Below are 12,082 nucleotides of genomic sequence, written 5' to 3' on the forward strand. Positions count from 1 at the left end.
GTTCAGCTCAGCAGGCTGAGGGCGACCAGCGCACTCGACGCCAGGCTGCCATTGACCGAGGTGTTGCCGCCGCCGGCATCGGCCAAGGCCAGATAGCGCTGGATGAACTTGTCCGCGAACGGCGTCACCTCGTTCAGGGTGCCGGGCGCCGTCTGTTCGGCGGAGATGTCCTTCTGCAGGCGGGTCTGCTCCGCCTCCAGCTCGCCCCGGTTCGTCGCTAGCGCGCCCGAGATGTCGGAAACCTTGAGCCAGGCGGTCGTCAGGCGACCGCGCAGGTTGGTGTTGGTCAGGCCGCTCCACCCCGCGCCGATCTCGGCGCTGGCGCCGTCCAGCGTCGCCTTCAGGCTGGACAGCAGGTCGGAATGGGCACGCAGCGTCGCGCTGCCGGGCCCGTCCGCCAGGTCGACCTTGGCGTCGGTCGCGGCGGGGTCCAGGACGTTGATCCCGCCCGATCCCGCGGCCTCGATCATCGCCTTGAGGCCGGAGACATAGAGCTTGATCTGGGACTGGACCTTGCCGCGCGAGTCCAGGTTCTCGGCGCCCGAGAGCACCGAGCCGATGCGCGAGATGTCGGAGCGCGTGGCGCTGAGGGCCGTGCCCACGGCCCCGTTGACCAGGTCGACCAGCGATTGCGCGTCCGCCGCGTTCGTCAGGTCCTTGCCCGCCAGCTGCTGCAACGTGGCGGCCAGGTCCCGCCCAACAAGGCTCGTCGTGATGTCGCCGTTGGTCGCATCCTCCTTGATGCGATAGGTGAAGGTGCCCGTGCCCGAGAGCAGGTTGTCGCCGCCACCGGCACCCGCGTCGGCGACGGCCTTCTGCATGGTGGCGATGCGCTCGCCATAGGCGGCCTGCAGGCGGGCCTTGGTCTCGGCCGATGCGGCCGGGTCGGCTGCCTGGCGGGCCAGCGACTTCAGCTCCGCCACCATCGACGTGATGGTCGTCAGGGCGGTGCCCGCGCGGTCCACCGCCTCCCGCCCCGTGGCGATTCCGCCCAGGTCCAGGTTGGTTTCCCACGACGGCACGCCCGCCACCTTGGACTGAACCTGGCCCTGCTGCTGCAGCACCTTCTCCCGGACGGGGTCCAGCGCCCGCTTCGCGGTGATCAGCTGGGCCTCGGTCCCGCGCAGCGCAGCCTGCAGGCTGGCCTCGTCGGTGGCGCCCTGGATGACCGCGTTGGCGGCATTGAGGGCCGTCAGGATGTCGGGCTGGTTGACGTCCGTGACGCTGACCTTCGTCCCCTGGGGGTCCAGGGTCAGGGTGACGGTGTCCAGCGTGCCCGAGGGGGGGTTGTTGAGGACCGTCTGGCCGTTATAGGTGCCGTAGCCCGCCTCGCCCATGCGGGTCGTCAGCTGGCTGATGGCGGCCGCGAAGTCGGCCTTGATCTGCGCCACGCGCTGCGCCGTGACGGGGATGTCCTTGCCGTCCTTGTCCTTGGCGGCGATTTCCCGGCCGGCCAGGGTCAGCAGCGAATTCAGGGTGTTGATGGTGCCGCTCTGCTCGTTGAGCGCGGATGCCGCGGCCCCCAGCTGGCCCTGCAGGCCGATCAGGTCGTCGACGACGGCCGGATCGCCGCGCTTCTCCGGCGGCACGATCGCCAGGACCTTGGAGAGGTTGTCATAGGAGTCGATCAGCGACTTCAGCTTGTCGCCGATCGTGTCGACCGTCGCCTGCGCCTGGTTCGACGCCGCGATATAGGCGCCGGTCGTCGCCAGCTTCTCGTTCAGGACCTGGGCCCTGGTCGGGCCCTTGTTCTCGACCGTGAACTGCGAGACGTCGAGCCGGGCATTGATGTAGTCGACCTGGCGTGCGACCGACTGGTTGACGATCTGCACCGGCACGTTCAGCACGGCGGTGACGACATTGCGGGCGCTGCCGCTGCCCAGGACGTCCAGCGCCGTCTGCATCGACCCCGACTGCTGGCGGAAGGCCAGCGCCTGCTGCAGGGCGGGGCTCTGCTCGCGCAGCTTGGCGTCGTACTTGGCACCGGTATAGCGGGTGGCCAGTTCGCTCACGAACTCGCCGCTCTGCAGCTTGGCCACGCCGGACTTGGCGAAATCGAAAGCCTCGGCCAGGGCCTTCAGGCGGGAGTCGCCCGTCTTGGCCACCGTCGAATCCTCCGCCGCCGGATCTTCCTTCAGCGCCCGCCGGGCAAAACCCAGGTCGGTCGCGTCGCCACCCAGGCCGAAGGCCTGCATGGCGAAGTCCATCAGCTTGCGATCGTTCAGGAAGTCGTCGACCGTCTCGACCCGGGAGAGGCGCGACTTGAAGTCCTCGATCCCCTTGGTCACCTGGGCGCTGGATGCGAACTTCGCATACTGCTCCGGCGCCGACTTGATCAGCTGCTTGTACAGCGCCAATGACGACACCGAGCTCATGACACCTCCGGCCGGTCGCGGGCACGCACTCCTGCGTCAGCGACCCCTGGCGCACCCGGGCGGAGCGCGCCCAGGGCTGTTGGAACAGATCAGCCTCGCACGAAATGCCTCAACGAGTCGTTAAGGCGCACCGTCACGCGCCGACGCCTAGGACCGGAACAGCGACAGGATGACCTGCGGCGCCGAATTGGCGATGGAGAGGGCCTGCACGCCCAGCTGCTGCTTGATCTGAAGTGCCTGCAGCTTGGCCGATTCCTCGGCCAGGTCGGCATCAATCAGGTTCGAGATCGAGTGCGTCACGGCGTCGATCAGCGACTTGGTGAAGGCGTTCTGCGCCTCCAGCGAGCGGGCATTGGCGCCCAGGTTGCCCAGGCGGGAGGCGGTCGTGCCCAGAGCCGAGCGGACCATGGTGACGGCAGCGCTGGCGCCGGCGGCGGTATCGTTCGGGCCGATCGACGCCGGCAGGCCGATCGCGGTCGGGGTCAGCGTCCGGGCCGTCACGGTGATCGAATCCCCGTTGGTGTTGACGATCACGTTGATCGTCGCGGCCGAGGTGCCGATCAGGTTCTGCCCGTTGAACTGGGCGTTGTTGACGATGTTGAAGATCTGCGCGTAGAGCGCCTGGTAGTCGGTATTGATGGCGGCGCGCTGCGCGGTGGTCAGGGTCTGGTCCTGGGCCTGGACCGTCTTCTTCATCATCTCGTTGACGATGGAGGTGATCTGCTTGCCGGCGTCCAGCGCCACGCCCACGATCGACTCGCCGTTCGAAATCGCCGTGCGCACCGAAGTGAAGCCCGAGACTTCACCCTTCTGCAGCTCTGAAATCGCATAGATGGCGGCATCGTCCTTCGCCGTCGACACCTTCTGCCCGGTATTGATACGCGTCTGGGTCTGTTCCAACGACCTGTTCGTAACGTTCAGGTTCTGGAGCGCGATCGCGGCAGAGTAGTTGTTGTTGACGGTGAGAACCATGGAAGTCGCCCTTCTTGCGTTTGTCCGACCTCGCCTTCACGAGGTACCCGCAGGACTGACAGCAAGCAGCGTGCCAACGACTCACCAGACCTGAAATGCAAGCGAATTCAACATGTTGATGGTACTGGGCAGATTCTTCCGCGCGGCAGGTTAAGTTGGTTAAGCGATTCCTGCCGCCTGTCCCCGGGAGATTCCTGCCGGGTGGCCCGGGCGGCACGGCCCCTCAGTGCACCAGGCGCAAGCCGGCATCGGGGGTGCCGGTCACCCGGATTCCCGCAAGCGCCGGCAGGTCGGGCGATGCCGCACTGAGGACGAGCCCGGCGGCGCGCAGGTGACGGGCCAGGACCCCGGCCGGAGCCATGGCCAGCCGCGCGGCCGCCGGCGCCATCCAGCCCAGCAGCACGCGCCAGGCGGCCGCATCGTCCCCCGCCTGGAGCCGCTCAAGCAGGCGGACCCAGCGCCACTCGTCCTCTCCCACCGCGCGGCAGTGCAGGCAGCGGACATCCAGGGGCCGCGAGGCCGCGGCCAGCAGGCGACAGGTCGCGGCAAAGGCCTGCATCGCCTCCGCGTCCAGGCCAGCCGCCTGGAAGCCCGCGCGCCAGCCTTGGGGCGCACCCGGCGGCAGGGGTTCGTCCGGTCGCGACCACAGGCGCAGGACCACGATCGCGAACCAGTCGGGCGTATCCAGCGCCAGGACCCGCGGGTCCGGCGGGCAGGGCGGGTGGGTGTCCATGGCCTCTCCTCTTCACACAACCCCGCCAGCCTGGCCTGCTGCACATGATTATGCAAGTCATTCGCATAAGAAGAGAGAAGCTCGTTCACTGTCATGCAGGCGGCCTGATCGCGGTCGGGCGGCCACCGGCGACGAACCCGCTGGGGGAGAGCGCTCAGTCGGAGGCCACCTTGGCGCAACGGCACACGCTGCGCATGACCTTCTCGAACTGGAATGCTGCACCGTCCCCGCCGGGCAGGTCGTCCTCGCCAGCTTGGTTCGGATCGGGATGATGGTTGTTGAAGAACGCAATGATCCTGAAGCCGCATTTGTTCACGTAGAAATGGATATTCCGCTTCTCAAAGTACGGCGTATGCGTTTGCCAGGTGATCGTCTCGGGGTACATCTTCTCGATCTCGAACCAGGCCTTGAGACCGATGCCGCGACCGTGCTCGCCCACTTTCACAAAGAACAGGTCGAGCGCGTTGTGATGCGTTTCCGTGTCGATGCTCAAGACGGCACCGCCAACTTTCCGGCCGTCGCGCAGAATGTGCAGCACGACGGACCTTGGGGCACGAATTGCGCCATCGAGGACGTCGTCCGCGGGGATCGGTCCGTCCGGCAGCGATCCGAACTCTTCGATGACAGCTATCGCGAAGGCGTCCTGCAGGTCCCGCTTGAAGTCGGCAATGTCGTCGGGTTCTACGGGGGCGAGGGTGATGCACTCCGTGCTCATGGCGCGCCTCAGCGTGCCGGACAGGTGCCGGGGGGGCGGGCGCAGTAGTCGCCGGGGGCGAGCCAGACGCGGGTCTGGTTCACACGGATCTGCACCCAGGCGCCCTGGCAGCCCTTGACCTCATAGGCCTTGTCCGAGGGGACAAAGGTTGCGACGCCGCCTTGCGGATTGGGCAGGGCGCGGCCGGGCACGCTGCGCTGCGCGGTGGGGGCGGTCGACACGGCGAGGCGCGGCGCCTGGATCCAGCCCATGCCGCGGAACTCCTCGTTCTCGCCGGCGCGGGCGCCGTCGATATGGACCCAGCCGTCGCGATAGCCCACCAGCTTGACCACGGCCAGGTCGGGCTGGGTGGCGATCGTGCCTTCGATCCGGGCGCGATCGCCCGGCCGGGCGCGCACCACCAGGCCTTCCGGCGCGTCGTCCACGATCATCGCGCGCACCTGGCAGGTGATGTCGTCCTGGGCTCCCGGCGCCTGGGCGACGGCCGAACCGGCAAGCAGCGCCAGGCAGATGCCGAGGGCTGCGGACCTCACCGCCAGATCGCCTTGCCGGTGCCGGGCAGGCGCAGGTCCTTCCACATGCGATCCACCTTGTCGACCACGGCCTGGTCCATGCGGATCTGGCGGCCCCATTCGCGGTGGGTCTCCGGCGGCAGCTTGTTCGTGGCGTCCAGCCCGACCTTGCCGCCCAGCCCGCTCTCGGGTGAAGCGAAGTCCAGGTAGTCGATGGGCGTGTTCTCGACCATGGTGATGTCGCGCACCGGGTCCATGCGGGTGGAGATCGCCCACATGACGTCCTTCCAGTCGCGGGCATTCACGTCATGGTCCACGACGATCACGAACTTCGTGTACATGAACTGCCGCAGGTACGACCACACGCCCATCATCACGCGCTTGGCATGGCCCGGATAGGCCTTCTTCATCGATACGACGGCGATGCGATAGGAACAGCCTTCGGGCGGCAGCCAGAAGTCGGTGATTTCCGGGAACTGCTGGATGATGAGGGGGACAAAGACCTCGTTCAGCGCCTCGCCCAGGACGCTGGGCTCGTCCGGCGGCCGGCCGGTGAAGGTCGACAGGTAGATCGGCTCGCGCCGCATGGTGACGGCGCTGACGGTGAAGACGGGGAATGGCTCCACCGAGTTGTAGTAGCCGGTATGGTCGCCATAAGGTCCCTCGTCCCCGTAATCGTCGAGGGAGACATGCCCCTCCAGCACGATTTCGGCCTGGGCCGGCACCTTCAGCGGCACGGTCAGGCAGTCGGCCAGTTCGACCTTGGCGTTCCGCAACAGGCCTGCGAACTGGTACTCCGACAGGGTGTCCGGGACCGGCGTCACCGCCGCCAGGATGGTGCCCGGATCGGCCCCCAGGACCACGGCGACGGGCAGCGGCTCGCGCTTCTCAAGGCCCCAGCGGCGATGATGCTGGGCCCCGCCGCGATGCTTCAGCCAGCGCATCAGCGTGGTGTTTCGCCCCGTCACCTGCATGCGGTAGATGCCGAGGTTGAAGCTGTCCTCTTTCGAGCCCGACGGCCCCTTGGTCACGACCAGCGGCCAGGTGATCAGCGGCGCCGGCTCCCCCGGCCAGCAGGTCTGGATGGGCAGCGCGTTGAGGTCGATGTCGTCACCCTTCAGCACCACTTCCTGGCAGGGCGGGCGGCCCACCGTCCTGGGCTTCATCGCCATGACGGTGCGCAGCAAAGGCAGCATGTCCAGCGCCTCGCGCCAGCCGCCGGGCGGTTCGGGCTGGCGCAGGAAGGCCAGCGTCTCGCCCACCTCGCGCAGCTGCGACGGCTCCCGGTCCATGCCCCAGGCGACGCGCTCGACCGTGCCGAACAGGTTGACCAGGACGGGGATCGTCGACCGCGTGCCGTCCGCCTTGACCGGGTTCTCGAACAGGACGGCTGGGCCGCCCTCGGCCAGCAGCCGGGTCTGGATCTCGGTCATTTCAAGGACGGTCGAGACCGGCTTGTCCACGCGGACCAGCCGGCCCTTGTCCTCCAGCCGGCTCATGAAGTCGCGCAAGCTGCGATAGGCCATCGGGTCTCCTCAGGCGGGACGGGTCAGCGTGACCGGCCCATTGGCGCCGGGCTCATACGGGCTTCACCAGCGCGCCGATCACCAGGGCCGCCAGGACCAGCCAGCCCACTGCGACATTGGAACGGAAGGTCATCAGGCAATGCTCCGGCTCGTCCAGGCGGACCAGCATGGCTTGCCAGAACAGATGGATGAAGGCCGGGCCCAGCGCCAGCACGTACCAGAAGCCCAGGCCCGCCGTCAGGCCGGCCAGGCCCAGCAGGACCCAGGTAACGCCATAGATCGCGAACAGGAACGGCCGCGTGCCGGACCCCAGGGCGAGGGCCGAGGACTTGACCCCGACAATGGCGTCGTCCGCCTTGTCCTGGTGGGCATAGATCGTGTCATAGCCCAGCGTCCAGGTGATCCCCGCCGCATAGAGCAGCACAGCCGGCAGGCCAAGATCGCCGGTGACGGCCGACCAGCCGACCAGGGCACCCCAATTGAATGCCAGGCCCAGCACCACCTGCGGCCAATAGGTGATCCGCTTCATGAAGGGATAGGCGGCGACGATCACCAGGGAGGAGGCCGCCAGCGCGATCGTGAATGTGTTGAAGCACAGCAGGACGGCCAGGCCCACGGCCAGCTGCAGTCCCAGGAAGGCCAGCGCCCCCCGCAGCGTGACCGCACCCGACGGCAGCGGCCGGCCGCGCGTCCGGGCGACGGCCGCGTCGATGTCGCGATCGACGATGTCGTTGATCGTGCAGCCGGCCCCCCGCATCGCAACCGCCCCGATGGCGAAGAGCGCCACATGCAGGGGGTTGGGCAGGCGCGCCGTCCAGTGGTCACCCGCCTGCGCCAGGGCGCCGGCAACCAGGGCCGCCGACCACAGGCAGGGGAACAGCAGCAGCCAGGTGCCGATGGGACGGTCGAACCGGGCCAGGCGCAGATAAGGCTTGACCCAGCCCGGCGCATGGTCGACCCAGCTGTTGTGGATGCGATCGGCAGGCAGGCTCATGCCGCAGAGCCTTAAGGGAGGGACGGGCCGCACTCAAGCCCCGCAAGGGCCGCAGGGATGAGCGGACCGCGCCTATGCGTGCCCGACGACCTGGCAGCCGGACTGGTGGTCGCGCCGACCGCCCCCCAGGCGCACTACCTGACCCGCGTCCTTCGGCTTGAGGCGGGGGCGCCCTTGCGCCTGTTCAATGGCCGCGACGGAGAATGGCGGGCAGCCGTGTCCGGCAGTGCCCGCCATCCGGTGCTGGAAGTTCAGGCGCAGCTGCGGCCCCAGGCGCCGGAGCCGGGGCCCGCCCTGTGGTTCGCCCCGCTGAAGGGCCAGCGGCTGGAGCTGCTGGCGGAGAAGGCGACCGAACTGGGCGCATCGGCCCTGGTCCCCGTCCTGACCGAGCGCACGGCGATCCCGAAGCTGAACGCGGAGCGCCTGCGCGCCAACGCTGCCGAGGCCGCGGAGCAGTGCGAGCGCCTGACCCTGCCCCGGATCGACCCGCCGCGCCCATTGGGCGAAGCCGTGGCCGCGCGGCCACCGGACACGATCCTGCTGTTCTGCGACGAGAGCGGCGGCGCCCCCCTGGCCCAGGTGGCAGGCGCCCACGCGACCGCCGACCTGGCCATCCTGATCGGGCCGGAGGGTGGCTTCAGCGCGCGCGAGCGGGCCCTGCTGGCGGAACTGCCGGGCGTTGCCCGCGTCAGCCTGGGTCCCAACATCCTGCGGGCGGAGACGGCCGCGCTGGCGGCGCTGGCGATCCTGCACGGGCTGCGGGTCGCCTGACCAGCCCGCGCCAACCTGTTGTCCCGTTCTGTTGCCCTGTCCTGTTGCCTTGGGCGTTGCGTAGGAGAATCCGCCATGCCGACCCGTCGTCCCGCCGCCGCACGCGTTCTTGCCGCGGCCCTGCTGGCCCTCTCGGCCCTTGGCAATGCCCCCGCCAGGGCCGATGAGGCACAGGCTACGGCCGCCCTGCGCGCGGCGTTCGCCCAATTGCCCGATGCGGCGTTCCACAGGAACGATGCGGAACAGGCCTGGTTCGTCGACATGCAGCCGATCGCCCAGGCCTCAGGCGAAGCACGGACCGAGGCGGTCCGCCGCATGGTCCTGGGCAGCTCCCTGCCGCCGCTCGACGCGCTGCGCATGGTGGGTCCGGACGCATGGGCCGCGGCGGGCGCGCCGCCACTGTCCGACATCCGCCATGTCGCAGGCTTTGGCCAGCCACCGATTCCGGTGACCGTCTGGACGATGCGCGACGCCGCCGCCGCCGCAGCCGTTCTTGATGGGCTGGAAGACGGCGACTTCGAGCCGGTACCCGGGCGGGCCGGGATGCTGAGTAATGGCGCGCCGATGGAGGTGAACCTCACGCGGCGTCAGCCGGCCAGTCCGTGGCGGGGGCTCCTGGGCCGGTCCTATTTCGTGGCCGCGAACGGGGCGGCCATCATCCAGGCGCCCGGGCCCGAGCCCGTGGCCGCCCTTCTCGACCTGGGCGAGCCTGCGCGCCTGACCAGCAATGTCCTGGTCACGGCGGCGCTGGACGGCCTGGACACCGCGGCGGCCGGGGCAGAGATCCGGCAGGCAATGCTGGTCTCTCCCACGATCGGCACGGGCGGGCTGGATCCTGCCGCCATGCTGGGTGCCGGGGGCGACATGGACACCCTGCGCGCGAAGCTGGAAGCCGCCCAGGCAAAGGCCGCGCGCGGCGTCCCGCCCTTCTTCTCGGGCCTTGTCGCGGACGTTCAGACGGGCCCGCATCCCGGCATGGCGGTGTCCCTGGTCTATGCCGACTGTGCCACGGCGGAACAGGCCGCCGCGCGCCTGGCGGAGGCCTGGACCGAGGCGTTCGCCACGATCACGCCCGGCACGGCCAAGGTCGCGACAGCGCCCAGCGGCACACTGTGCGCCGCCGCCGTCACGATCACTGCACAGGATGCGTCGGGGAACAGCAACCCCCTGTTCCTGCGCGTCTATGACGGCCACGTCTCCCGCCAGGCCAACATCTTCCAGATCGCCAGCACGGCAAACTAGCCGCCCGGAATGACGATCAAGCCGGCGGCTCAGGGTCGCCGGGCGATGCCGACCAGGGCCTCGGCCGGGATCTCGACGCGACCGGCATGGTCGGCCTTCATCCGCGCGCGCAATGCCTCCGCCAGGCGCTGCCGGTCCTCCGCCGACAGCGCGGCATAGACCGGCGACTGGCGGAACATCAGCGTGGCGTTGTCCACGGCCCAGTCCGCCGATGGCGCGTGCCAGCTGCCGTGGATCCGGGTGACCGCCACTTCGACCAGCCCCACCGCGCCCAGCTCCGCCGCAAGGCCGTCCGGCGTGATCAGGATCTGCATGCCGGGCGGCGGCACCGGCCGCTGGATCTGCGGGAACAGGTCGCGCAGCACCTCGCCCAGGATGGGGGCGGGACCTGCCCCATCGCTGCGCGTCCACACCGCAAGGCAGGCCGTGCCGCCGGGGCGCAGGACGCGCGCCATTTCGGCCAGACCCTTGCGGAAGTCCGGGAACATCATGACGCCGAAGATCGAGAACGCGGCGTCGAACCCGCCGTCAGGCAGGTCCAGCGCCTGCCCGTCCATCACCCGCGCGGCGCAGCCCAGCGCATCCAGTCCCGCAAGGCGCAGGCGCTGGTCCAGGTGGGCGACCATGCCCGCGGAGAAGTCGACGGCCAGCACCGACGCCCCGGCCTGTGCCGCCGGCATGGTCAGCGCGCCCGTGCCCGCGGCCACGTCCAGGATGCGCTGCCCAGGCCGGCCACCGCCCGCCAGGGCCAGGGCCTGGACCGCGTACTGGGCGGTGAAGGGCTCCGCCAGGCTGGCATAGTCGGCGACGCTGGCGTCCCAGGTGGCGGCCCGCTGGACCGGCATCGGCTCCGTAGCCCTTGTCATCCCGCGCCCCGCTCAACGAATGTTATCATGTAACATCATCGCTGAGCGGGAGGGTGCCTGCAAGCCGGAGCGACGGCGGAGCCGCCGCGCCGATCCTCAGCTGGCCTTGGCGCGCTGTTCCGCCAGGGTGGGGAAGTCGGTATAGCCCCGCGCGCCCCCCGCGTAGTAGCTCTTCAGCGGGGCCTCGGTCAGGGGCGCATTCAGGCGCAGGCGCTCCACCAGGTCCGGATTGCCGATGAAGGCGCGGCCGAACGCGACCAGGTCGCCCCAGTTCTGCGCCCGCGCCTGCAGCGCCAGGTCGCGGTCATAGAGGTTGTTGACGATCACCGTGTTGCGGAACAGGCGGCGCAGCTTCTGCAGTTCGAAGCTGGGTTCCGCTTCGCGCGAATTGCCGGTGTCGCCCTCCACCAGGTCCAGCCAGCCAATGTTGAGGTCGTTCATCCGCTCCACGAAATGGGTGAACAGCGGCTCAGGGTTCGAGTCCCAGGCATTGTAGGCGTGGCCGATGGGGCAGATGCGGACCGCGACACGCGCCGGCTCCCACGTCTCCAGGATGGCCTGCAGCACTTCGACCGGCAGGCGGACGCGGTTCTCGACCGAGCCGCCATAGGCATCCGTCCGCCTGTTCGTCATGTCGCGCAAGAAGGCGTCGATCAGGTAGGAATGGGCGGCGTGCAGTTCCACGCCGTCGAAGCCGGCCGCCTTGGCCCGGGCGGCCGCGTCGCGGTACCAGCCGATCACTGTCGGAATCTCGTCGAGGGCGAGCGCCCGTGCGGTCTCGTAGGGGACCATGCCCTGTTCGGTCCAGACCTTGCCCTCCTGCTGCTTCTCGGACGGCGCCACCGGCAGGCCGCCATCCGCGCTGAGCGAGGAATGGCTGAGGCGCCCGGCATGCCAGAGCTGGCAGAAGATCTTCCCGCCGGCCGCATGGACCGCGTCCGTCACCTGGCGCCAGCCCGGCACCTGGGCGTCGTCCCACAGTCCGGGCAGATAGGGGCCACCGCGCCCGCCGGGGACCACGGCCGTCGCCTCGGTAATCAGCAGGCCGGCCGAGGCACGCTGGCTGTAGTAGAGCGCCTGAAGGTCACCGACGCGGCCCTGCATGTCGGCGCGCGCCCGGGTAGTGGGGGAGAAGACGATGCGGTTGGCCAGGGCCAGGCCCTGGAACGTGGCAGGCTGGAACAGATCGCTCTCGGACACTTGGGCGGGCCTCCCGGTTCGCTGTCGACGTGCAGCAGGGGCCGGCCTTACAGGCCGCGGGACGATCCGTCAAACGAGGCTGCGGGGCTACCGCGGAACCGGTGCTGCGGCGGGACCTGCGCCCACATCCTTCGAGACGGGCCTTGCGGCCCTCCTCAGGATGACGAACGTTGTAA

At 69.3% G+C, this 12,082-nt stretch carries 11 protein-coding genes; 2 read left to right on the forward strand and 9 right to left on the reverse strand.

Annotated elements, in window-relative coordinates; all coding sequences use genetic code 11:
• Positions 1-2: 2 nt before the first annotated feature.
• From ACI6GS_RS04490 to ubiA, 7 genes are all read right to left on the reverse strand, one after another.
• Positions 3-2,375 carry a DUF1217 domain-containing protein gene (locus ACI6GS_RS04490; RefSeq protein ID WP_439816582.1) on the reverse strand — a complete coding sequence of 791 codons (2,373 nt, stop codon included), beginning with the start codon at positions 2,373-2,375 and terminating at the stop codon, positions 3-5.
• Between the two features lie 147 nt (positions 2,376-2,522).
• Positions 2,523-3,347, reverse strand: a complete 825-nt coding sequence (locus ACI6GS_RS04495) for a flagellin (RefSeq protein WP_439816583.1) — start codon at positions 3,345-3,347, stop codon at positions 2,523-2,525.
• A gap of 223 nt (positions 3,348-3,570) precedes the next feature.
• Positions 3,571-4,080: a hypothetical protein gene (locus ACI6GS_RS04500; protein WP_439816584.1), complete on the reverse strand. Its 510-nt coding sequence runs from the start codon at positions 4,078-4,080 to the stop codon at positions 3,571-3,573.
• A gap of 154 nt (positions 4,081-4,234) precedes the next feature.
• Positions 4,235-4,795 (reverse strand): GNAT family N-acetyltransferase, encoded by a 561-nt coding sequence (locus ACI6GS_RS04505; protein ID WP_439816585.1) that lies wholly within the window; start codon positions 4,793-4,795, stop codon positions 4,235-4,237.
• An 8-nt stretch (positions 4,796-4,803) separates the two neighbouring features.
• Positions 4,804-5,328, reverse strand: coding sequence for a hypothetical protein (locus ACI6GS_RS04510; protein ID WP_439816586.1), 525 nt, complete (start codon positions 5,326-5,328; stop codon positions 4,804-4,806).
• Positions 5,325-6,833: a UbiD family decarboxylase gene (locus ACI6GS_RS04515; RefSeq protein ID WP_439816587.1), complete on the reverse strand. Its 1,509-nt coding sequence runs from the start codon at positions 6,831-6,833 to the stop codon at positions 5,325-5,327. The genes ACI6GS_RS04510 and ACI6GS_RS04515 overlap by 4 nt, the downstream gene beginning before the upstream one ends.
• 52 nt (positions 6,834-6,885) lie before the next feature.
• Positions 6,886-7,827, reverse strand: coding sequence for a 4-hydroxybenzoate octaprenyltransferase (gene ubiA, locus ACI6GS_RS04520; protein WP_439816588.1), 942 nt, complete (start codon positions 7,825-7,827; stop codon positions 6,886-6,888).
• A gap of 57 nt (positions 7,828-7,884) precedes the next feature.
• On the opposite strand from ubiA, the gene ACI6GS_RS04525 reads away from it, so the two are divergent.
• Both ACI6GS_RS04525 and ACI6GS_RS04530 read left to right on the forward strand, forming a co-directional pair.
• Complete coding sequence (locus ACI6GS_RS04525) at positions 7,885-8,598, forward strand: 16S rRNA (uracil(1498)-N(3))-methyltransferase (protein WP_439816589.1); 714 nt, start codon at positions 7,885-7,887, stop codon at positions 8,596-8,598.
• 75 nt (positions 8,599-8,673) lie between these two features.
• Complete coding sequence (locus ACI6GS_RS04530; RefSeq protein WP_439816590.1) at positions 8,674-9,840, forward strand: hypothetical protein; 1,167 nt, start codon at positions 8,674-8,676, stop codon at positions 9,838-9,840.
• A 29-nt stretch (positions 9,841-9,869) separates the two neighbouring features.
• On the opposite strand, the gene ACI6GS_RS04535 is transcribed toward ACI6GS_RS04530, so the two are convergent.
• Together ACI6GS_RS04535 and ACI6GS_RS04540 are read right to left on the reverse strand one after the other, a co-directional pair.
• Positions 9,870-10,706 carry a class I SAM-dependent methyltransferase gene (locus tag ACI6GS_RS04535; RefSeq protein ID WP_439816591.1) on the reverse strand — a complete coding sequence of 279 codons (837 nt, stop codon included), beginning with the start codon at positions 10,704-10,706 and terminating at the stop codon, positions 9,870-9,872.
• A gap of 96 nt (positions 10,707-10,802) precedes the next feature.
• A complete protein-coding gene (locus tag ACI6GS_RS04540) occupies positions 10,803-11,906 on the reverse strand; it encodes an alkene reductase (protein WP_439816592.1) in 1,104 nt (367 codons plus the stop codon).
• Positions 11,907-12,082: the final 176 nt, after the last annotated feature.

The organism is Zavarzinia sp. CC-PAN008 (assembly GCF_051903925.1).
Classification (GTDB): domain Bacteria; phylum Pseudomonadota; class Alphaproteobacteria; order Zavarziniales; family Zavarziniaceae.